The sequence below is a fragment of the Nonomuraea sp. NBC_00507 genome, from assembly GCF_036013525.1.
Lineage (GTDB): Bacteria > Actinomycetota > Actinomycetes > Streptosporangiales > Streptosporangiaceae > Nonomuraea.
In genome coordinates this window covers 6,531,524-6,552,590 of record NZ_CP107853.1, presented here as the reverse complement: position 1 = coordinate 6,552,590, position 21,067 = coordinate 6,531,524, and the positions used below count along the sequence as shown (strand labels likewise).

Sequence of the window (21,067 nt, the reverse complement as noted above, 5' to 3'; positions counted from 1 at the left end):
AGGTACGGGAGTGTCCTCCCCCATCCGCCCGGAGGGTCGTGTCGCGTCCGCCTTCCGGTTCGCCACCGAACTGGTCGCCTGGGTCGCGACCCCCTGGGCCCTCGCCCCTCATTCGGTGCCGCTGGCCGTGGTGTCGGTCGTGGTGCTGATCGGGCTTCCGACGGTCTTCTCCACCCCGGGCGACAAGCGGAACGTGATCGTCGCCGTGCCGGGTCAGGTGACGATCGGCCTGGTCGTCCTGCAGCTGGTGGCCGCGGTGGCGGCGGCGTGGTCCGCGTGGCACGCGGTCGCCGCCGCGCTGGTGTCCGTGCTGGCCGTGGTCACGGTGGTGCTGGAGCTGCCGCGCTGGCGGTGGCTGACGTCCCGGTGAGCCGGCCGCCCACGGGCGCGGAGGATGTCAGATGCGCATCTCGGACGGGAGCCGGGTGGCGGCGTTCATGAGCTCCAGGCCGAGCAGCCGCCCTGCGTCCTCGTAGTCGAGGACGACGTCGTCCGCCACGACCTGGCGTGCCGCCTCGCCTGGGACTATTTCGTGCTTCATCGCGATATAGGCGATGTCGTGTTCCTTGTCCCAGGTGACGTACACCGTCCGCGCCTGCGGCCCGGACGGGGCGTCCTCCCAGCTCAGCAGCCCTTCCTTGGCCTCGTGCGAGGCCGCCACCGCGGCCCGCGTCATCGCCAGCGCCAGCTCGACCGCCCCGAGCGAGTCGCCCGCTGTGACTTTCCTCTCATGTTCCCACCCGTCGAGTCCGTCGATCCGGTAGGGGCACGACCACGCTCCGGTCGGCTCCTCATACGGCACCCCGACCGTGACGACCACGTCACGAGGGGGTTCGCTGCGCAGCACCAGCACCCGATGGGCGATCTCGTACATGTCTGCTGATCTACCCCGGAGGCCACTCCTGGAAGACTGACCAACGGGAACGGTCTCTCTCCTGTTCACTCCGGCGGCCGGTCCCATAGGGTCGCCGCAAGGAATACGTGAAGGGGCCCGGAAATGGACGAGTCGTTCGGAACGCGCCTGCGAGCCAGGCTCGACAAGTGCGGACCGCTGTGTGTGGGCATCGATCCGAGCCCGATGCTGCTCGACGCCTGGGGGCTGGACGACTCGCCGTCCGGTCTCGAAAGCTTCAGCCGTACGGTCGTCGAGACGGTGGCCGACGTGGCCGCCGTGGTCAAGCCGCAGTCGGCGTTCTTCGAGCGGTGGGGCAGCCGTGGCATCGCCGTCCTGGAACGCACCATCGCCGACCTGCGCGAGGCGGGGACGCTGGTGCTGCTGGACGTCAAGCGCGGCGACATCGACAGCACGATGGCCGCCTACGCCGAGGCGTACCTGGACCGGGGCAGCCCGCTGGCGGTCGATGCCGTGACGCTGAGCCCATACCTGGGGTTCGGGTCGCTGGAAGCGGCCATCACCTCGGCCGTGGCCAACGACGCGGGGGTGTTCGTGCTGGCCCGCACCTCCAATCCGGAAGCGGCCGAGCTCCAGCATCTCGTGGCCGGCCAGGTACTGGCCGGGGCCGCCGCGGCCAACGCGGGACACACGCCGTTCGGGCCCGTCGGGGTGGTCATGGGCGCCACGCTGCCCAAGCTGGAGCACTCGCTGACCGACCTCAACGGGCCCATTCTCGCGCCCGGGCTGGGCGCGCAGGGGGCCACGCCTGCCGACGTGGCCCGGCTGTTCGGGCCGGTACGCCATGCCGTCCTGCCCTCGGTGTCCCGGGCGGTGCTCGCCGACCCCAAGCGGCTGCGCAGCCGTACGCTCCACTACCGGGACGAGTGCGCCGCCTACCTGTCCGGCGACCTCACGGCGGCCCGCCGCAGGTCCTGACCGGAGAGAGCGGTTGACGGCCACGAGCACCGCCCTCGGCTCAACGACCCGCCAGCGCACCACCCACCCGACACACCAAGCGACCGCGGCCCAGCCTGCGGGGGTGGGGGTCGGAGGTGTCAACCAGCCCCCCCGCGTCGTCCTCGCCGACCCCAGCAACCGGGTCCTGCTGTTCAGGTTCACCCCACCGGATCCGTGGCCGAAGGAGCCCGCCTGGCACCTGCCCGGCCTGATGGCCAGGGTGCACACCACCAGCCCGGCCACGCTCCCTTGGACCCACGAGAACTGATCGGGGAATTTCTTCGAGAAGGATGTAGAGAACCCGGATGCGGCTCCGACCCAGTCACGAGAACGACGAAAAACGAAAGACGAAGGAGCACATCATGGGCAAGCTCATCTACTGGGTCCACACTTCCGTCGACGGCTACATCGAGGGCCCGAACGGCGAGTTCGACTGGCCGGAGATGGGGCCGGAGCTGTCGGCGTATGGGGACGAGATCCAGGCGGGGGTCGGCACCTTCCTGTACGGCCGCGTCGTGTGGGACATGATGTCGAGCTTCTGGCCGGACGCCGAGTCCATGTCGGACCACCCGCACGACCTCAAGTTCGCGCCCATCTGGCGCCGCACCCCGAAGGTCGTCTTCTCCTCGACTCTGAAGGAGGCGGGCTGGAACACCAGGATCGTATCCGGCAACCTCTCCGAGGAGGTCGCGGAGCTGAAGCGCCAGGCGAACCAGGACCTGCTGCTGAACGGCGGCTCTCAGCTGGCGTCCGCCCTCACCGAGCTGAGGCTGATCGACGAGTACCACATCATGGTGCACCCGGTGGTGCTCGGTGGCGGCAAGCCTGTGTTCCCGCCGCTGAAGGACCGGGTCGATCTGCGGCTGGTGGACTCGCGAACGTTCGACGCGCGGACGGTGCTGCTGCGTTACGAACGGTCCTGACGCCGGGGCGCGGTCAGGTGAGGAAGTCCTCGATCTCCCAGCGCGTGGGCATCGACGTGCTGGCGCCCTCGCGCTGCACGGACAGCGCCGCCGCCGTGGAGGCGAAGCGGAGGGCGTCCGCCATGGGCAGCCGTTCGGCACGGGCCACGGCCAGGGCGCCCACGAAGGTGTCCCCGGCCGCCGTCGTGTCCACCGCCTTCACCTCGACCGCCGGCACCCGCACCCGCTCCCCGGACCGGGATCCGTACAGAGCGCCCTGCGAGCCCAGCGTGATCACGGCCTCCTCGACCCGTTCGAGCAGCGCGTCCAGGGCGGCGTCGGGGGCGGTGGCGCCGGTGATGGCGGCGGCCTCGTGCTCGTTCGGGACGATCAGCGTGACCGCGTCGAGCAACGCGTCCGGGAGCGGCTGGGCGGGCGCCGGGGTGAGGATGACGGGCACGCCCGCGACCTGGCCGGCCTCCGCTGCCGCCACCACGGCCGCCATGGGCAGCTCCAGCTGCAACAGCAGCGCCTCCGAACGCGCGATCAGGGCCAAGTCGTCGCCCGAGGGGCCGGCGACGGTGCCGTTCGCGCCGGGCACAACGATGATCGAGTTGCCGCCGTCGTCGTCCACCACGATGTGCGCGATGCCACTGGGGCCGGGTACCTGACGCAGGCCGCGTACGTCCACCCCGGCCTCCGACAGCGTGGCCCGCAGCTCCGCCCCGAAGCCGTCGTCGCCGACCGCCCCGAGGAACGCCACCTCCGCGCCCGCCCGGGCGGCGGCGATGGCCTGGTTGGCCCCCTTGCCACCGGGAATGGTTCGGAAACGGTGGCCGGTGACCGTTTCACCCCGCTTCGGGGCTTCGGAGACGTAGGCGACCAGGTCCATGTTGGCGCTGCCGAAAACCGAGATCATGAGTGCATCATCTCCTGAGTACGCCGTGCCAGCTCCACGAGGCTCACCCCGTCGAACCCGGTCAGGCTGCTGGCCAGGCTGTCGCGCATCCGCCACTGGTCCGGCACGCCGCCGTTGAGCGCGCCCGCGACGGACCCGGCCGTGGCGGCGGCCGAGTCGGTGTCCCAGCCGCCCGCCACCGCTCCGGCGATCGTGGCGGTGAAGTAGCCCCTGCCGTGGATCAGGGCGGCGGCGACGAGGGCGGCGTTGTTGATCGCGTGGACCCAGTGGAGCGAGCCGTGGCGCTCGTACAGGCGGTCGACGACCCGTTCGAAGTCCTTTTCCACAGCGGCGTCCTCGACGGCCAGGCGTACCGCCTCGTGCAGGCGCGAGCCCGCGGGCACGACGGACAGGCCCGCCGCCACGACCTCCTCCGGCGACGTGGCGACCAGCGAGGTGGCGCACATCGCGGCCGCGAACATCGCCCCGTAGATCCCGTTCGCGGTGTGGGTGAGGCGGGCGTCGCGCCAGGCGTACTCGGCGGCCGTGGCCGGATCGCCCGGGTTGACCCAGCCGTAGACATCCGCCCTGATCAGGGCACCGATCCATTCGCGGAACGGGTTGCGGTGGGAGGCCGTGCGCGGCGGCTCGACGCCGTCCAGGAGGTTGCGGTACGCGACGCGTTCGGCGGTGAACGTACGGCCGGCCGGCAGCTCGTCGAGCCACAGCTTGGCCACGTCGTCAGTGGTGAAGGCGCGGCCGTGGCGCTCCAGGACGGTCAGGGCGAGCAGCGGGTAGTTGAGGTCGTCGTCCTCGGGGATGCCGTCGATGTTCTCGGCGAGCGAGTTGACGGCGCTGCGGCGGTTCCAGGGCCAGCGGCGGGCGATGTCGTCAGGGAGGCCTTTCGCGGTGAACCAGCCGCGGATGGGCCAGTTGCCGGTGGCCTCGGCGATCTGCCTGATGCCTTCGCGCGGGATCTTCTCGACGGGCTTGCCGAGCACGCACCCGGCCGCCCGCCCGAGCCACGCCCCCAGCACCCGCGCCGGGTCGGCGACCGCGCCGCTCACGGCCGGCACTCGTTGGCCGCCCGCGTCGACGGCTTCCGCCCCAGGGACGGACGGGTGGGTGGGCCAAGCCGGGCAGGCGGCGATGATGGCGGGCAGGTCCGACGGCTCGGCCGATGGCGACGGGACGGCCGCCAGCTCGTCCAGCAGGTCCTGGGCCAAGCCGCGCAGCCGGGCGGCCTCCGGGTCCGAGGCGCCGGCTCGGGGCGGCGCGTCGTGGCCGCCCGCCGCGTGCCATCGATCGGCGATCTCCTGGACGGCCCCGGGGTCACGGCCGTCCTCGGCGGCCTGGCGGAACTCGTGCCCGATCAGGTCCTCGGGCTGGACCCAGGTGAGGCGGATCATCGGCGGTCGAGGTCGGCGAAGGCGGCCTCGTGGGCGCGGCGCCGTACCAGGTCGTCGGCGTGCACCCGGCGCGCCACCTCCGCGATCGCGAGCCCCGGCCCCACCAGGTCGGTACGGCTCGCCGCCCCGACCCCTTCCGCCCACTCCGCCGGCACGGCGCTCAGCCCGCCGAGCGCGCCCGCGATGGCGCCGCCCATGGAGGCGATCGAGTCGGCGTCACGCCCGTAGTTGACGCCGCCGAGCACGGTGTCGCGGTAGTCGCCCTTGGCGATCACCAGGAAGCCGAGCGCCAGCGGCAGCTCCTCGATGCTGTGCAGCCGGCTCGGCCGCCGCGCCCCCAGTCCTTGGTCGCGGTAGGTGTCGGCGACCGTGTCATACGGCCGGACGGCGGCCCGCAGCGCCTCGAACGACCCGTCCCAGTGCCCGAGCCCGGCCGCCGCCTCGCAGACAGACTCGATGGCCGCCCGCGTGCCGTCCTTGGCCAGCCGCAGGCAGGCGGCGACCACGGAGTCCGTGGTGGCGCCCGGCCGCATGGCCTCGGCGACGGCGGCCGCCATGACGCCGGCGGCCTCGCGGCCGTAGCTGGACTGGTGGGCCCCGGTCAGGTCGATGGCCTCGGCGTAGGCGGCGTCGGGGTCGGCGGCGTTGACGATGCCGACGGGGGCGACGTACATGGCCGCGCCGCAGTTCACGATGTTTCCGACACCGGCCTCGCGCGGGTCCACGTGCCCGTAGTGCAGTCTGGCCACGATCCACTTCTCGGCCAGGAAGATCCGCTGCAGCGGCAGCGCGTCGCTCTCCAGCTCGGGGATCCAGCGGCGCTCGCCCATGAGCTCGGGCACGAGGTGGTCGGCCATGGCGTACGCGTCGAGGTGGCGGCCGGCCTTCTCGTACACGCGGATCAGGGCGTGCGTCATCAGCGTGTCGTCGGTGATGTGGCCGTCGCCCTTGTGGTACGGCGCGATGGGGCGGGCGTTGCGCCAGTCCTCGTTGAACGGCGGGACGATGCCGTCGACGCGGCCGCCGTACCGCTCGACGATCTGTTCGGGGGTCCAGCCCTCGGTGGCGCCGCCCAGCGCGTCACCGACCGCCGCCCCCGCCACGCAGCCGGTCGCCCTGTCCTCAAGCGGCGTCATGCGATTCCCTCCGTGAGATGACTCGTCAGTTCGATCAGATCTTTGCCCGCCAGCTCGGGCAGGCAACAGCCGGCCAGCGTACGGGCCGAGGCGGTCCACCCCTCCGGGATCGCCGCGTATCCGCCGCACGCCCCGGTCAGCGCCCCGGCGAGCGCGGGCGCGGAGTCGGCCAGCGCGGCCAGGCACGCCGCCGCCGGGACGGCCCTGGTGAGATCGCCGTCCGCCGCCAGCGCCAGCGCCAGCGCCACGGGCACGGTCTGAGCGGCCCCGACGCCGTAGCTGTAGACGTGGTCGAGCAGCGCCGCGTCGAGGGCGGGCACCGCGGCGAACGCGTCGCCTGCCTTCCGCGCGGCCGCCAGCGCCATGCGGGCATTGTGGCCGATGGCGGTGTCCGGCGGCAGCACGGCCAGCGCCGCCTCCACGGCCGGGCCGATCGCGCCGGACGCGACCGCCTCCCGCACGGCGGCGGCCATGGCCTGGGCGGCGAGGATCCCGTCGGCGGCGTTCGTCACCTCGGCGTCGGGTGTGGGGTCCCTCCCCAGGACCCCGAACGCGACGGCCCTGACGGCGGCGGCGTCGTCGAAGTGGTGGGGGTTGTCGTGCCCGGACGCGGGCGGCTCGACGCCCGTGGCCAGGTTGTCCAGTGCGGTGGCCACTGAGATCCGGGCCCGCGCCTGCGCACCGATGAGCTCCCTGAAGGCCTCCGCCCTCGGCCGGTCGATGGTGAGCACCGTCCAGGCGAGCCACTCGGCGTCGTCGGACGGGCCGATGGCCAGCGGCGCCGTCGGCTGGTTGAGCGCGAACGGCACCGGCAGCGTGGTGATCCGGTGCTCTTCCGCGAACGCGTCGAGCTCCCTGTGCAGGCGCCGGCTCCAGGGCGCGTGCAGGGCCGCGCGGTGCCGGGCCGCGGGCCAGCCCGCGGCGTCACCGACGGCGAGCCCGGCGATGGCGCCTCTGATCCTGTCCCCCGACATCGTGATCTAACGTCCTTTCGCCAGGTCGTCGGCGACGTCCAGCACGTGTCTTCCGGCCACGACGGGCAGGCATTTCCCGGTCACAGGACCGATTCTGGCCGCCCACCGCCCGGGTACGCCGCTCTCGCCCTGCCGGGCCCCGGCGATCGCCCCGGCGATGGCGCCGATCGTGTCGGCGTCCCGGCCCAGGCTCACCCCGAACGTCACCGCCGCCTCCACGTCACCGTCGCCCGCCAGGAATGCGGCCAGCCCAAACGCCACGGCTTCGGGCGCGATGTCGGTCCACGGGTAGTGCTTCACGACGACGGCCTCGTGCAACGCCTCGACGAGCCCGAGTTCGTCCTCACCAGGGCCGGCCGCCGCACGCGTTGCGCCGGACTCCGCCGATCCCCCTCCCGCCGTACCGGCGCCCGTGGACGGCGAGGGGCCGAGCACGTCGCACACCCGCACAATGTTCCTGGCCGTCCACGAGTCGGCGGGGATGACGGACAGTGCGGCGGCCACGACATCCCGCACCGGCGCACCGCCCATGGCGGCGGCCACCGCGCCGGCGACGGCGCGACCGCCCAGGATGCCCTCGCCGGACCCACTGACCAGCCCGTCCTGTTCCACCAGCCGAGCCGCCTCCACCGGATCCCCCGGACAGAAGATCCCGTACGGCGCGGCCCGCATGGCGAGCCCGTCGGACCACCCGTGCGAGTGAACCAGCCCGGTCAGCGGCGGTTCCAGGCCGCGTCGAAGCGCTTCGACGGTGCCCAGCTCGGAGAACCCGGCTCCCCGCATCGGCCCGGCCACCCGCGGGATGATCTCCGTCCGGTACGCCTGCGCCACCAGCTCAGGCGTCAGCCCGTGCCCGTGCCGCGCCAGCAGCGACGCGGCGAAGATGGCGTACTCGGTGTCGTCCGTGCCCCCGCCCTCGATCTCGGTGAGCCGCCCCCACCGCCGCCGGATCTCCGCCGGCGTCAGGTTCTCGGCGGGAGCCCCGAGGGCGTCCCCGGCCGCCAGGCCGAGCAGACACCCCCGGGCCCTGTCCCGATGGGAGATCACCTCTGGTACCGCTCCAGCACCTTGTTGCCCTCGTCGACGAGCCGCTTGGCCGCCTCGTCGATGGTGATCTTGTTGGCGTAGAACTCCTGCAGCACGGGCGTGGCGACCTTGCTCTTCCACTCGTCGAACCCGTTCACCTTGAGGAACGGCGCCACGACGAGGTTCTTGGCGGAGGCGGTGGCCACGTCCCAGCCGTTCTCCTGGGTGGTCATCGCCGGGTCGGCGGCGGCCGACTGGGAGGTCGGCAGCAGCCAGTCGCCCTTGGCGAGCTTGGCCTGGTTGGGGCCGTTCAGGAAGAAGGCGATGAACTTCATGGCCTCGTCAGGGTGCTTGCTGTCCTGCGCGATCGACAGCGTCTGCGAGACCGCGCCCTGCTGGGCCGTGGTGCCCTTGGGCCCGGGCAGGGTGACCCACTCGAACCCGTCCGGCGCCTGCTCGGCGACCTGCTGACGGAGGAACACGCCGGCCGGCAGCAAGGCGAACTTGCCCTTGTAGAAGGCGGGCAGCGGGTCGGCGGTGCCCTGGCCGAGCGCGGCCGGGTCGGCGGACTTGTCCTTGTAGAGCTGGTCGTGGATGCGCTGGAGCACCTCACGCTCCTCGGGCCCGACCTTGACCGTGGTCTTGCCGTCGGCGCCGGTCTGGAAGAAGGTGCCGCCGTAGTTGAGCGCCAGGTTGAGCGTCTTGTTGACCGGCGACTTCATCGGCCAGGCCACGCCGAACGCATCGCCCTTGGTCATCGTCTTGGCGGCCGCGGAGAACTCGTCCCACGTCCACGGGTTGTCCGCCGTGGGGATGCGGACCTTGGAGGCCTCGAGCAGCTTCTTGTTGGCGATGATGACCTGCGACTCCTGCAGGAACGGCACGCCGTAGACGCCCTGCTCGCCCTTGCCGCCGTCGAAGGTGACGGTGTCCCAGGCGGCCTGCGGGATGTCGCTCTTCAGCTCGGCGGGCAGCTTGTCCTTCAGGTCCAGCAGGTAGCCGTCGGTGGCGAAACCGGACAGCGCGGGCGAGTCGTTGTGGATGACGTCGGGCGCCGTGCCGCCGGCGAACTGGGTGACGAGCTGGTCGTTGACGTTGTCCCAGCTGCCCTGGACGTAGGTGACCTGGATGGTGGGGTTGGCCTTGTTCCATTCGTCCACGAGCTGCTTGTTCGCGGCGACGGATTCCTTCTGCCACGCCAGGCTGAGGAAATTGATCTTTACTGGCTCGCTGGGGGCGGAGGAGGACGAGGATCCGCCGCCGCCTCCGCTGCCGCATGCGGCGGCCAGCGCGACGATCGCCGCGGCCGCCAGAGCGGACGTGATTCGCATATGAGCCTCCTAGCCCTTGACGGCGCCGGCCATCAGGCCGGACTTCAGTCGCCGCTGAATGATTGCGAAGAAGATCAGGCTCGGGATCGTCGCCATGAGCGACGCCGCGGCCAGCGGGCCGAGCCTGGCCACCCCCTCCGGGCCGGTGAACCTCACCAGCGTGAGCGGGAGCGTCATGACGTCGGGGTTCTGCAGGATGACGAGCGCGAACATGAACTCGTTCCAGGACGAGATGAACGCGAACAGCAGCGTGGCCACCACGCCTGGTGCGAGCAGCGGCGCCACGACCTTGATGATGGAGCGCAGCCGGGTCGCCCCGTCCACGGCCGCGGCCTCCTCCAGCTCGACCGGCACCGCGCGGACGTACCCCTGCAACATCCACAGCGCGAACGGCAGCGTGAACGTCACGTGCACGACCACCAGGCCGGGCAGCGTGTTCACCAGCTCCAGATCGCGCAGGATCATGAAGAGCGGGATGATGATCAGGATGAACGGGAACACCTGGCTGACCAGCACCCACCCGATCGCGATCTTGTTGACCAGGCCGCGATAGCGGGCCATGGCGTAGGCCGCCGGCAGCGAGATCAGCACGGTGATCACGCTGCTGGCGAGCGCCACCCCCAGGCTGCGCACGGCCGCGCCGACGAGGTCCTGCTCGCCGAAGGCGTCGGTGAAGTTGGCGAGCGTCGGCTCGCGCGGGATCCACGTCGGGTCGGCCAGCGCCATCTCCTGCGGCGTCTTCAGCGCCGTGGACAGCAGCCAGACCAGCGGAAAGGCCAGGAAGACGATGTACGCGGCCAGCGCGGCGTACTGCGACGCGCGTCTCATCGGGCCTCCCTCATCTGGCGCCACAGATACAGGCCGAGCACCGCGAGCACGACGATCGCCATGGCCAGGCCCAGCATCGAGGCGTAGCCGGCGAACCGATAGCGGAACGCCTCCTCGTAGGCGAACAGCATCGGCAGCCGCGTCTGGCCGCCGGGTCCGCCCTGCGTAAGCACGTAGACCAGGCCGAACTGGTTGATGTTCCACACGAAGTCGAGCGAGGTGATGGCCACGATGACCGGGCGGAGCTGCGGCAGCGTGATGTTCCAGAACCGCCGCCAGCGGCCGGCGCCGTCCACCTCGCCGGCCTCGTACAGCTCCTTGGGTATGCCCTGCAGGCCGGCCAGCAGGACGACGGTGGTCTGCGGCATGCCGGTCCAGACGCCGACCACGATGATCGCGGGCAGTGCGAGCGAGAAGTCGGCCAGCCAGTTGATCTCGGTGCCGAGCAGGCTGTTCAGGATGCCCGCGTCGGGGTGGTAGACGAGCCGCCACATCAGGCCGATGACCACCGGCGGCATCGCCCACGGCACCACCGCCAGCACCCGGGCCACGCCCCTGAACCGCAGGTTCTCGTTGAGCAGCAGCGCCAGGCCCAGCGCGGCCAGGAACTGCAGCGCCGTCACCGAGACGGCCCAGATCATGCCGATGCGGAAGGAGGACCAGAAGTCGGCCGCGCTCAGCAGCTCCCAGAGGTTCTCCAGGCCGACGAAGCTCGTCTCGTGGTTGCGGGTGTTGCGGGCGTCGGTGAAGGCCAGGCCGATGCCGTAGAGCAGCGGGCCCACACTGAACAGCAGCACCGGCACCAGGGCGGGCAGCATGAGCAGCCACATCTCACGGGTCTTGCGCGAGATCCCCCTGGGCCGCCCGTGCGGGCGGCGCGGCGGCGCGGGCCTGGTCGCGGTCGCCGTCACGCCGCGTCCCCTTCCTCTGGGCGGGAGGAGGCGCGGATGACGAGGCGGGGCGGCACGGTGACCACCCTGGGCTCGCGGTCGCCGCCCTGCAGCCGGTCGAGCAGCAGCTCGGCGGCCGCCTTGCCGCGCTCGGCCGAGCCGAGCGACACGCTGGTCAGCGACGGCCAGGAAGCGGCCGCCAGGTCGGTGTCGTCCATGCCGGCCACCGCCACGTTGTCCGGCACCCGGCGGCCCGCGGCCCGCAGCACGTCCAGCGCGCCGAGGGCGATCAGGTCGTTGGCGCACATCAGCGCGTCCACGTCGGGGACCCGGTCGAGCAGCGCCGCCACCGCGCGGGCGCCCTCCGCGCGGTAGAAGTCGCCGATCTGCACGAGGTCCTCGTCGTAGGGCAGGCCGAGGTCGCCGAGCGCCTCCCGGTACGCGGCCCCGCGGGCGGCCCCGGGCACCGTGTCGAGCGGGCCGTTGATCATGCCGATGCGGCGGCGGCCGAGCTCGTGCAGATGGTCGATGGCGAGCTTGACGCCGGTGCGCGAGTCGGCCCGTACGTTGTCCACCCGCGTGCCCTCCGGCACCGAGCCGATGATCACGACGGGGGCCCTGGCGGCGGCCAGCATCTCCAGGTGGGCCTCGGTGACCCGCAGCGGGCTCATGATGAGGCCGTCCACGTACCGCTCGCCCAGGCTGTGCAGCACGTCGATCTCGTCGGCCACGACGGCGTCGGTGGAGTGCAGCACGAGCCGGTATCCGGCGGCCTTGAGCACCGGCTGGATCTCGCGCAGCATCGCCAGGTAGGCGGGGTTGCCCACGTCGGCCATGGCGAAGGCCACCTGGTGGGTGCGGCGGGACTTGAGCGACCTGGCCACGGCGTTGCGCACGTAGCCGAGCTCGTCGGCGGCCGCCATCACCTTGCGCACCGTCTCCTGCCTGGTCGGCAGGCCGTTCAGCACCCGCGAGACGGAGGCGATCGAGACTCCGGCACGCTCGGCGATCGTGTTGATCGTGGGTCCGTCGGCCAAGGTGGTCCTTCCATTGGTGTAAACGTTTACGGCCCGTCTCTGTAAACGTTTACGGTGTGGCCCACATGAAACCCGGATGTAACTTGCCGGTCAAGTCACGATCACATAACACCAGGTCGGGCCGCCTAACGGCAAACCACTCACGCGCTTCCTTACCCGCACCATACATGCGACTATCTAAAGTCCTAGGACACTAGATATATGGAGAAAGCCGTGATCGAGTTCTATCTGGACGCGAAGTCGGGCCTCTCGCCGTATCAGCAGCTCGTCCAGCAAGTACGGCATGCGCTTCGGCTCGGCATCCTGCGCGAGGGCGACCAGCTGCCGACCCTCAAGGAGGTCGTGGCGCAATTGGCGATCAACGCCAACACCGTGCTCAAGGCCTACCGGGAACTCGAGCACGAGGGTCTCGTCGCCGCCCGGCCAGGGGTGGGGACGTTCGTGACGGCGACGCTGACCGACACCTCGCTGGCCGCGCACGGCCCGCTGCGGCTGGACCTGCAGCGCTGGCTGGCCAAGGCCCGCCGGGCCGGTCTCGACGACGAGAGCATCGAGGCCCTGTTCATGACCACCTTTCGGACCACCTCTCAGGAGGACATAGCGTGAGTTCTGTCCTGCAGGCCCAGGGATTGGGCAAGAAGTACGGCAAGCGCTGGGCGCTGCGCGACTGCACCGTGGACATCCCGGCCGGCCACGTCGTCGGGTTGGTGGGACCCAACGGAGCCGGCAAGACCACGCTGCTGAAGCTGGCGAGCGGCCAGCTCGAACCGACCGCGGGTGGCATCACCGTGCTCGGCGGGCGGCCCGGGGGCACGCCCGCGCAGCTGGCCAGGGTCGGGTTCGTCGCCCAGGACACCCCCGTCTACGCGGGCCTGACCATCGCCGATCACCTGCGGTTGGGTGCACGGCTCAACCTCCGCTGGGACGCCGCCTTAGCGCGGGAACGCATGGCGCAGCTGGGTCTCGTCCCCACCCGACGGGCGGGCAAGCTGTCGGGTGGCGAGCGCGCTCAGCTCGCCCTCACCCTGGGCCTGGCCAAACGGCCCGAGTTGCTGATCCTGGACGAGCCCGTGGCCTCGCTCGACCCGCTGGCCCGCCGGGAGTTCCTGCAAGGGCTGATGGAGGCCACGGTCGAGCACGCGTTCAGCGTGGTGCTCTCCTCCCACCTGGTCTCGGACCTGGAACGGGTCTGCGACTTCCTGATCGTGCTCGTCGACTCCCGCGTCCAGGTCGCCGGGGAGACCGACAAGCTGCTGGCCACCCATCACCGGCTCACCGGCCCGCGCCGCGATCCCGACCGCCTCCCCGCCGACCAGCACGTGGTCTCCGCCCGCCACACCGACCGGCAGAGCACGTTCGTGGTCCGTACCGACGCCCCGATCCACGACCCCGCCTGGACGGTCACCCAGCTCAGCCTGGAGGACCTGGTCCTCGCCTACATGGACAAGCACACCGCCGAGAACCGGCGAGTCGCCCTGGAGGTGCAGCGATGATCTGGCTGACCTGGCGCCAGTTCCGCGGCTCGGCCGTCATGATGGCCGCCGTCCTCGCCATCCTCACCGCCGCCCTGGCCCTGACCGGCCCCGGCCTGGCCTCCCGCTACTCCTCCGGGATCGCCGACTGCACCCCGGACAACACCTGCGACCAGTTCTTCGACCGCTTCTTCGACGAGTATCAGACCCCGTTCATGGCCGTCATCCTCGTCGTGCTGCTCCTGCCGGCCCTGGTCGGGCTCTTCTGGGGAGCACCATTGATCACCCGCGAGCTGGAGGCGGGCACGCACCTGCTGGTGTGGAACCAGAGCGTCACCCGTGGCCGCTGGCTGACGGTCAAGCTCGGGCTCACCGGCCTGACCGCCGTGGCCGCCGCCTGCCTGTGCGGTCTCGCGGTGACCTGGTGGTCCGATCCTCTGGACAAGTCGGCCGCTCCGGACTGGGCGCTGATGACTCCCCTGGTGTTCAGCGCGCGCGGCATCGCCCCGATAGGGTATGCGGCCTTCGCCTTCGTCCTCGGCGTGACCGTGGGCATGCTGGTCCGCCGCACGCTGCCCGCCATGGCCCTCACCCTGGCCGTCTTCGCCGCGATCCAGCTGGCCATGCCGCTGCTGGTCCGGCCCCACCTGATCCCTCCTGTCACGTCGACCTTCGAGCTCGGCCGGGTGAACGTGGATAACTTCGGCATATCCCGGGACGCGAACGGAGGCGGACCCGCGCACCTCGCCCTGGATTCGGCCGTTCCCGGCCACGCGGGCGCCTGGGTCCTGTCCAGCAACCTGGTCGATCCGTCCGGACGCACGATCGCCGGCAGCGGCGAAGAAGCCGACCTCCAGGTCTCCACCACCTCGGGCCCCTGCGCGCCGTCGGCGGCGGCAGGCGGCGGGGACGCCTGCATGGCCGAGATCAACCGGCTCGGCTACCGGCAGCAGGCGACCTACCAGCCCCTCGAGCGGTTCTGGCCCTTCCAGTGGATCGAGATCGGGATCTACACCCTCCTCACCCTCGGCTTGACCTGGTTGTCCTTCTGGTGGATCCGGAGGCGCCTGGCATGACCGTTCTCAGGACCGCGACCGCGGGGCTCGCTCTCCTCCTGGCGGCGGCCTGCACGGCGCCGACGCCGCCGCGCAGCCAAGCGAGCACGGAAGCCAGCACGGTCTGCGCGCCGCCCCAGAGACCGCCCGGGGCGGAGACGGCCACCACGGTCGACGTCATCGAGCAGGCGTACTTCTGCATCCTCGGCAACTACTACAGCGGCGCCACGCTGGACGCCCGCTCGCTGCTGACCGCCGGATTCATCGCCCTGACGCAGGAGCTCAACCGCAACGGGCGCGACCTGCCCGAGGCCACCATGCCGGCGCTGACCGGTGACCGGAAAGCCGACTGGACCGCTTTCGAGGCCGTCTACCGCAAGACTGTCGATCAGGTCCCCGACCTCCGCGACAAGCTGGCCGTCGTCACCCTCGAGGCCATCGTGGCCGCCCTCGGCGACAACCACGCCCGCTGGACGCACGACACCAAGCGGCACCCCGACCATTACGACGGCGACGGCTACGGCCTGGGCTTGGAGGCGAACGTCAACGGCCCGCAGGTGGACGGCAACCCCGGCGTCGCCCTCCCTCCGCTGTTCGTCACCGCCGTGCAGGGCGGCGCGGCGCAGGCGGCCGGAGTGCGCCCGGGCGACATCATCGAATCGATCAACGGGTCCGCGCCCTTCATCGACGGGAAATCCACCCCCGCGATCGCCGCCCTCTACCCGCGGTATCCGGAGGCGCGCCCGGTCCAGCTGCGGCTCCTGCGGCAGAGCACCGGCCGTCGCTGGCGTGTCACGCTCAAGCCCGGCCTGTTCCAGCGGGATCTGGCCGCCCTGCAAGTGGTGCAGTCGAAGCTGCTGGACGACGGCATCGCCTACGTACGGGTGCGCGGGTTCGCTCCCGACGCCGCGGACAGGGCTTTCAAGGCGATCTCCAGGCTGCGCACCGGCCGGACCCTCACCGGCGTCGTGCTGGACCTGCGCGGCAACGGCGGCGGCAGCCCCACGGAGGCGATTCGGCTGGTGAGCGCGTTCGTCCATGGCAAGGTCACCGCCTACGTGTGCACCGTGGACGGCACGTGCGCATCCATGCGGACCGACGACACCGTCGAGCTGCTCGACCTGCCGCTGGTGGTGCTCACCGACCGCAGTTGCGCCTCGGCCTGCGAGCACGTCAGCTCCGCGGTCAAGGACCTGCGTATCGGCCAGGTGGTCGGCACCAGAACCGCCGGGGTCATCTCCGGCCCGGCGCAGGCGTACCTGCTGAGCAACAACACCACACTGGGCTTCCCCGCCAGGCACCACCTGGGGCCCAACCGTGAGGTGATCGACCGGATCGGCGTGCCCCCCGACCACCACGTGCCCCTGACTCCGGAGGACGCGGCCGCCGGGCGCGACCCCGCCCTGGCCAAGGCCATGACCTTGCTTCAGAAGTGAATGGACCTCTCGATGAGACACCTCCTGGCAGTCGCCGCAGGACTGGCCGTCCTCGCCGCGTCCGCCTGCTCAGCGCCCACGCCGCCCCGGTCCGCCGCCCCGTCGCCCACGCCGGCCGGCCCCGCGACCCTGCCCGCCCCCACCGGCGCCCATCCGGTCGGTACCACCGCCGTGTACATGAAGGACACTTCTCGCCCCGATCCGTGGAACCTCGACGTCGACGCCAGGGAGCTCAAGGTCACCCTGTGGTATCCGGCCAAGCAGCGGGACGGGGAGCGTGCGCCGTACATGACACCGAAGGAATCGGAGCTCGCCATGAGGCGCTATCGGGTCACGGGCGTCCCGGACGACACGCTGAGCAAGACGCGCACGAACGCCATCAAAGACGCCGAACCCACGGGGCGGAAGCTTCCGCTGGTGGTGCTCTCCCCCGGCTTCACCAATCCGATGAGCACGCTCACGTCCCTGGCCGAGGATCTGGCCAGCCGCGGGTACGTCGTGGCCGGGATCGACCACACCTACGAGAGCTACGCCACGACCCTGGCCGACGGGCGGGTCGCCGAGTGCATCGCCTGCGACAGCGACACCGACCCTGGCTTCGGCACGGGCGTGGTCCAGGGCCGGGCGGCCGACGTCTCCTTCGTGCTCGACCAGCTGAGGACGAAGTGGGACGGCTCCGACCGGATCGACCGCTCCAGGATCGCGATGGTGGGCCAGTCGATCGGCGGAGCCAGCGCGGTGGCGGCCATGGTGAAGGACTCCCGGGTACGGGCCGGGATCGACATGGACGGCACCACCTACGCCCGGATCCCCAAGAGCGGGTTCTCCCGGCCGTTCATGTTCCTAGGTTCACCGCAGCACGTCCCCGGAGGCCGCGACTCCACGTGGGACCGCGACTGGAAGCTGCTGACCGGGTGGAAGCGCTGGATCGTGCTGACGGGCGGGGAACATCAGTCCTTCACCGACGGCCCGGTGGTGGGGGGCGCCCTCGGCATCAAGTCCCCCTACGGCGTTCTGGCCGCGGCGCGCGCCGCCGAGCTCACGCGCACCTACGTGGCGGCCTTCCTCGACCAGCACCTGAAATCGCAGCGGCAGCCCCTCCTGGACAAGCCGTCACCGCGCTACCCCGAGGTCACGTTCTGCCCGGAGACCTGCGGTCGATCTTGAGCGGACGGCGGTCGCCGGACGTCAGTCGCGTACGGGCTCAGGGATGGGAGCGGCCGGCGTCGAGTGGCGGAGCAGCGAGCGGATGGCGGGCATGCCGGCGAGTGTCACCACGGCGGCCAGCACCGCGGGGATGATGAGGGCGACCGGCAGCGACGACGCCTCGGCGACGTACCCCAGCACGGCGGGCCCGAGCAGCAGCCCCGAGTAGCCGAAGGCCGTCACCATGGCCAGGGCACGCCCGACCCGGCCGCCGGCCGCGCCCACCGCGCTGAACAACACCGGCACCACGGTGGCCAGCCCCACCCCGGCCAGCGCCCACCCGGTCCACGCGCACGCCACCCGCAGCATCTCCCCGGCCAGCGGCGCGAGCAGGACGAGCACGTACCCGACGGTGGCGAACAGCCCGGCCAGCTGGATGGTGCGCACGGACCCGAGCCGGGCCCTGATCGGGTCCCCCATCAGCCGCACGGTCGTCATGGCCACCGAGAAGATCGTGTACGCCAGCGGCGCCGCCGCCGGATCGGTATCCAGCACCCACCGAGCGTGCAGCGCCGCCCAGTCGATGGCCGCCCCTTCACTCAGATGCCCGGCGAAGGCCGCCAGCCCCAGCAGCGCGATCAGCCCCCACCGCAGCGAGGAGCCCTCCTGCGGGGCGCCGGACTCGGGCGAGGTGTGCTCCGGCACGTCGGGGAGCAGCAGCCGCGCCGCGGGGAGGTACAGGAACGGCACCACCACTGCCGCCACGACCAACAACACCTGAGCGTCCACTTCGGCCCGCAGGACCAGTGAGGTCAGCGCACCCCCGGCGGCCCCGCCCAGGCTCCACGTCCCGTGGAAGGCGGAGATGATCGGCCGGCCGTAACGGCGCTCGACCTCGACGGAATGGGCGTTCATGGCGACCTCGGTCACCCCCAGCCCGATCCCGAACACGACCGCGAGCGCCGCCAGTGCCCCGTACGAGGACGCGAGCGCGGGCCCGAGCAGCACGAGGCCGGAGAAGGGCCCGGCGATCCAGCACACGCGCCGGCTCGACCACCGGTCCACCAGCGGACCGGCCACCAGCATCGACACCAGCGCCCCGCCCGAGATCAGCAGCAGGACGCTGCCGAGCCGGGCGGGGCCGAGGTCGAGCCGGTCGTTCAGCGACGGCAACCCGGCCGCCCACAGACCCATCACCAACCCGGCAAGGAAGAAGAACCCGAACACTCCGACACGGGCACGTCTGGCATCAATGAGGCTTTTGTTCACGGCTAGAGCATAAGCTGTGTTTTGTGAATGGAGCTACGACCAGCGGCGAACTCCGCGCGCACAACCGCGTCAGGCTGCTGCGTGCCGTGCACGACTGCGGCGCCACCCGCACGAGGTCACAGCTGACCCGCGACCTGCGGCTGGCCCGCGGCACCGCCTCCGTGCTGGTGGCGGGTCTGGCGGAGGACGAGCTGCTGCACGAGGAGCCTGCCCATGAGCATGCGCGGGGCCGGCCGACGCAGGTGCCGGGACCACATCCCCGCGGCCCGATCGCGCTGGCCGCCGACGTACGTGAGGACGCCTGGGAGCTGGCGGCCTGCGAGCTGGGCGGGCGTGTGACGGTCCTGGCCGTGCGCCCGCACGACGGCACGCCGGAGAACACGCTCGGGCACTTGGGCGCGGCCATCGCCGCCGAGCGCGAGCGGCTCGGGCACCGGGTGATCGGGGTCGGGGTGGCGCTCGCGGGCCCGGTCCGCCACGGCGGCCTGGTGGACATCGCTCACCTGAGCTGGCGCTCGGTCGACGTCCCGCACCTGCTCAGCCTGGCCCCGCCCGCCGCCGCAGCGGAGGACCGGCCCGGCGTCGCGGCGAAAGGCGCGGCTGCCGCCGCGGGCCGAGCGGACACCGCGGGCCGAGCGGACACCGCGGGCCGAGCGGGCGCGGTGGTGCCGGTGGTCGTGGGTAACGACACCGCGTTCGCGGCGGTGGCAGAGGCGCGGCGCGGGCGGCTGCAGGGCGTGCGGACGGGACTGCACCTGCACGTGGACTTCGACCTCGGCGGTGTGCTGGTCGTGGACGGCCGGCCCTTGGGCGGCGCGAGCGGCGCCGGCGCCGAGTTCGGGCACATGCCGCTCACCGGCGGCGACCGCCTCTGCATGTGCGGCGCGATCGGCTGCTGGGGCATGGACGTCGGCGCGAACGCCCTGCTGCGCCACGTCGGCCTGGCCCACGGCGGCGGCCGGGGCCGCGAGCAGGCCGAGCACGTGCTGGCCACGAGCGGCGAGGCGGTGGCCGCGAACGCCCGCGCCCTGGGCCGCGGCATCGCCGCCCTCGTCAACGCCCACGACCCCGAGGCGGTCACACTGTCGGGCCACGGCGTCGAGCTGTACGAGCGGGCCGGGGACGCCCTCATGGCGGCCTGCGAGCCCGGCCTCATGGCGATCCGCCGCGATCACCCGCCGCGCATCGAGGGCTCGGCCCTCGGCTGGCGCGGCTCGCTGCTGGGTGCCATGGAGTCGGTCTTCGACGCGTTCCTCACCCCGGAGGGCCTCGACCGGTGGCGCGCAAGCCACCTTGACCAGGGCCGCGACACGCCCGACGGGCGAAATGTGATGAATTCCACGTTGCCGGGGGAGAGCCCGCCATAACACACCCGGTCACCCTCTCGCTGAGCGATCTTGCCGGGGCGTGGGGCGGACCTGTACCCATGGAAGGGTCCGATGCGCGAAAGAATCATGACCGAGGGACGAAACGCGTGAATCTTGAGCTCGCGCTCCGCATGACCGAGGCCGCCCTGAGGCAGGCGATCAGGGAGGGCGCGTCGATCTCCGTCGCGGTCGTGGACGAGGGCGGAAATCTGGTGTCTTTCCAGCGTATGGACGGTGCGGAGATCTCGGGACCGGCGCTCGCGGCGGGCAAAGCGTACACCTCGGTGGCCCTGCGCAGGGACACCTCCGACGTGGCCCGGCACCTCACCCGCGGAGGGGAGCTGGCAGGCCTGCCGCGCGAGCGATTTGTCGCCGTAGGAGGTGGCATCCCGCTGTGGGCGGACTACGGTGAGGGAGAACGTGTGGTCGGCGGCGTAGGAGTCAGCGGAGGCTCGGTCGCGCAGGACGTGGTGTGCGCCGAAGCGGCCGCGGTGGTGTGGCGGACACGGTGAGCGAGCGCTTTCCGCAACACACACCGCTGGTATCCGCCATGATTAGCCACTGCACCACGGGTAACAGAATCCCGATCGTAAACTCCCCGAGGAGAGAACAGAGATGGCACTTCCCACTCTCACCCCCGAGCAGCGGCAAGCGGCGCTGGCCAAGGCCGCCGAGGCCCGCGCCGCCCGCACGGCGCTGCTGGCGAAGGTCAAGGCCGGCGAGATGACGTTCTCGCAGCTGCTGGAGCGCGACGACGACATCGCGAAGAAGATCAAGGTGTCTCAGGCGCTGCGCGCGGTCAAGGGCGTCGGCCCGGCCAAGGCCACCGCGCTGATGGAGGAGGCGGGCGTCGACGAGAAGCGCCGCCTCGGCGGCCTGGGCGCCCAGCAGCGCAAGAAGCTGGTCGAGGCGCTCGGCTAATCCCCGGGCGGCCAGGTCCGCGCGCAGCGTCGCGCGGACCGGCCGGCGACCCCTCGGCACCAGGCAAGGAGGGGCCGGAGAGCGGCGAGCCGCCCCGCTCGTCCGGCGGGCCGAGCCG

Annotated in this window: 23 protein-coding genes; 12 read left to right on the top strand and 11 right to left on the bottom strand. The window is 71.7% G+C overall.

The features are described from left to right. The first annotated feature begins 10 nt into the window (after nt 1-10). Complete coding sequence (locus tag OHA25_RS31640; RefSeq protein WP_327580606.1) at nt 11-370, top strand: hypothetical protein; 360 nt, start codon at nt 11-13, stop codon at nt 368-370. A 27-nt stretch (nt 371-397) separates the two neighbouring features. Here the strand turns inward: OHA25_RS31640 and OHA25_RS31635 are convergent, their stop codons facing one another. Further along, nucleotides 398-874: a DUF2283 domain-containing protein gene (locus tag OHA25_RS31635; protein WP_327580605.1), complete on the bottom strand. Its 477-nt coding sequence runs from the start codon at nt 872-874 to the stop codon at nt 398-400. A gap of 123 nt (nt 875-997) precedes the next feature. Here OHA25_RS31635 and pyrF point away from each other — a divergent pair, with 123 nt between their 5' ends. The 3 genes from pyrF to OHA25_RS31620 all read left to right on the top strand — a co-directional run bounded on the left by pyrF (nt 998) and on the right by OHA25_RS31620 (nt 2,775). Further along, nucleotides 998-1,831 carry an orotidine-5'-phosphate decarboxylase gene (gene pyrF / locus OHA25_RS31630; protein ID WP_327580604.1) on the top strand — a complete coding sequence of 278 codons (834 nt, stop codon included), beginning with the start codon at nt 998-1,000 and terminating at the stop codon, nt 1,829-1,831. A 103-nt stretch (nt 1,832-1,934) separates the two neighbouring features. Continuing rightward, entirely contained in the window at nt 1,935-2,120 is a 186-nt protein-coding gene (locus tag OHA25_RS31625) for a hypothetical protein (RefSeq protein ID WP_327580603.1), read from the top strand. Nucleotides 2,121-2,214: 94 nt separating this feature from the next. Next, on the top strand, nt 2,215-2,775 hold the full coding sequence (locus tag OHA25_RS31620) for a dihydrofolate reductase family protein (RefSeq protein WP_327580602.1): 561 nt from the start codon (nt 2,215-2,217) through the stop codon (nt 2,773-2,775). A gap of 13 nt (nt 2,776-2,788) precedes the next feature. Here OHA25_RS31620 and rbsK read toward each other — a convergent pair whose 3' ends face one another. From rbsK to OHA25_RS31575, 9 genes are read right to left on the bottom strand one after another with little or no spacing between them, the layout of a single operon-like run. Next, entirely contained in the window at nt 2,789-3,673 is an 885-nt protein-coding gene (gene rbsK, locus OHA25_RS31615; protein WP_327580601.1) for a ribokinase, read from the bottom strand. Continuing rightward, entirely contained in the window at nt 3,670-5,061 is a 1,392-nt protein-coding gene (locus tag OHA25_RS31610; RefSeq protein WP_327580600.1) for an ADP-ribosylglycohydrolase family protein, read from the bottom strand. Before OHA25_RS31610 ends, rbsK begins: the two co-directional genes overlap by 4 nt. Then, on the bottom strand, nt 5,058-6,197 hold the full coding sequence (locus OHA25_RS31605) for an ADP-ribosylglycohydrolase family protein (RefSeq protein ID WP_327580599.1): 1,140 nt from the start codon (nt 6,195-6,197) through the stop codon (nt 5,058-5,060). Before OHA25_RS31605 ends, OHA25_RS31610 begins: the two co-directional genes overlap by 4 nt. Beyond that, a complete protein-coding gene (locus tag OHA25_RS31600; protein WP_327580598.1) occupies nt 6,194-7,171 on the bottom strand; it encodes an ADP-ribosylglycohydrolase family protein in 978 nt (325 codons plus the stop codon). The genes OHA25_RS31605 and OHA25_RS31600 overlap by 4 nt, the downstream gene beginning before the upstream one ends. A 6-nt stretch (nt 7,172-7,177) precedes the next feature. After that, nucleotides 7,178-8,218, bottom strand: a complete 1,041-nt coding sequence (locus tag OHA25_RS31595) for an ADP-ribosylglycohydrolase family protein (RefSeq protein WP_327580597.1) — start codon at nt 8,216-8,218, stop codon at nt 7,178-7,180. Further along, a complete protein-coding gene (locus OHA25_RS31590) occupies nt 8,215-9,528 on the bottom strand; it encodes an ABC transporter substrate-binding protein (RefSeq protein WP_327580596.1) in 1,314 nt (437 codons plus the stop codon). The genes OHA25_RS31595 and OHA25_RS31590 overlap by 4 nt, the downstream gene beginning before the upstream one ends. A gap of 9 nt (nt 9,529-9,537) precedes the next feature. Continuing rightward, nucleotides 9,538-10,356 (bottom strand): carbohydrate ABC transporter permease, encoded by an 819-nt coding sequence (locus tag OHA25_RS31585; RefSeq protein WP_327580595.1) that lies wholly within the window; start codon nt 10,354-10,356, stop codon nt 9,538-9,540. Further along, a complete protein-coding gene (locus OHA25_RS31580) occupies nt 10,353-11,267 on the bottom strand; it encodes a carbohydrate ABC transporter permease (RefSeq protein WP_327580594.1) in 915 nt (304 codons plus the stop codon). Before OHA25_RS31580 ends, OHA25_RS31585 begins: the two co-directional genes overlap by 4 nt. Next, the gene (locus tag OHA25_RS31575) at nt 11,264-12,283 is read right to left on the bottom strand and encodes a LacI family DNA-binding transcriptional regulator (protein ID WP_327580593.1); all 1,020 of its coding nucleotides are present in this window, start codon (nt 12,281-12,283) and stop codon (nt 11,264-11,266) included. The genes OHA25_RS31580 and OHA25_RS31575 overlap by 4 nt, the downstream gene beginning before the upstream one ends. Nucleotides 12,284-12,496: 213 nt before the next feature. Here OHA25_RS31575 and OHA25_RS31570 point away from each other — a divergent pair, with 213 nt between their 5' ends. From OHA25_RS31570 to OHA25_RS31550, 5 genes are read left to right on the top strand one after another with little or no spacing between them, the layout of a single operon-like run. Next, entirely contained in the window at nt 12,497-12,889 is a 393-nt protein-coding gene (locus OHA25_RS31570; protein ID WP_305921561.1) for a GntR family transcriptional regulator, read from the top strand. Then, on the top strand, nt 12,886-13,776 hold the full coding sequence (locus tag OHA25_RS31565) for an ABC transporter ATP-binding protein (RefSeq protein WP_327580592.1): 891 nt from the start codon (nt 12,886-12,888) through the stop codon (nt 13,774-13,776). The genes OHA25_RS31570 and OHA25_RS31565 overlap by 4 nt, the downstream gene beginning before the upstream one ends. Further along, nucleotides 13,773-14,831 (top strand): ABC transporter permease, encoded by a 1,059-nt coding sequence (locus OHA25_RS31560; RefSeq protein WP_327580591.1) that lies wholly within the window; start codon nt 13,773-13,775, stop codon nt 14,829-14,831. The genes OHA25_RS31565 and OHA25_RS31560 overlap by 4 nt, the downstream gene beginning before the upstream one ends. Beyond that, complete coding sequence (locus OHA25_RS31555) at nt 14,828-16,246, top strand: S41 family peptidase (protein WP_327580590.1); 1,419 nt, start codon at nt 14,828-14,830, stop codon at nt 16,244-16,246. The genes OHA25_RS31560 and OHA25_RS31555 overlap by 4 nt, the downstream gene beginning before the upstream one ends. Before the next feature lie 12 nt (nt 16,247-16,258). Then, nucleotides 16,259-17,413, top strand: coding sequence for an alpha/beta hydrolase family protein (locus OHA25_RS31550; protein ID WP_327580589.1), 1,155 nt, complete (start codon nt 16,259-16,261; stop codon nt 17,411-17,413). 21 nt (nt 17,414-17,434) lie between these two features. Here OHA25_RS31550 and OHA25_RS31545 read toward each other — a convergent pair whose 3' ends face one another. Next, nucleotides 17,435-18,661, bottom strand: a complete 1,227-nt coding sequence (locus OHA25_RS31545) for an MFS transporter (RefSeq protein WP_327580588.1) — start codon at nt 18,659-18,661, stop codon at nt 17,435-17,437. Between the two features lie 23 nt (nt 18,662-18,684). Between OHA25_RS31545 and OHA25_RS31540 the strand changes: the two genes are divergently transcribed. The 3 genes from OHA25_RS31540 (at nt 18,685) to mihF (ending at nt 20,949) form a co-directional block, all read left to right on the top strand. Beyond that, nucleotides 18,685-20,028 (top strand): ROK family protein, encoded by a 1,344-nt coding sequence (locus OHA25_RS31540; protein WP_327580587.1) that lies wholly within the window; start codon nt 18,685-18,687, stop codon nt 20,026-20,028. Between the two features lie 107 nt (nt 20,029-20,135). Then, complete coding sequence (locus OHA25_RS31535) at nt 20,136-20,540, top strand: GlcG/HbpS family heme-binding protein (protein WP_327580586.1); 405 nt, start codon at nt 20,136-20,138, stop codon at nt 20,538-20,540. A 103-nt stretch (nt 20,541-20,643) separates the two neighbouring features. Beyond that, nucleotides 20,644-20,949: an integration host factor, actinobacterial type gene (mihF, locus tag OHA25_RS31530; protein WP_127934572.1), complete on the top strand. Its 306-nt coding sequence runs from the start codon at nt 20,644-20,646 to the stop codon at nt 20,947-20,949. Nucleotides 20,950-21,067: the final 118 nt, after the last annotated feature.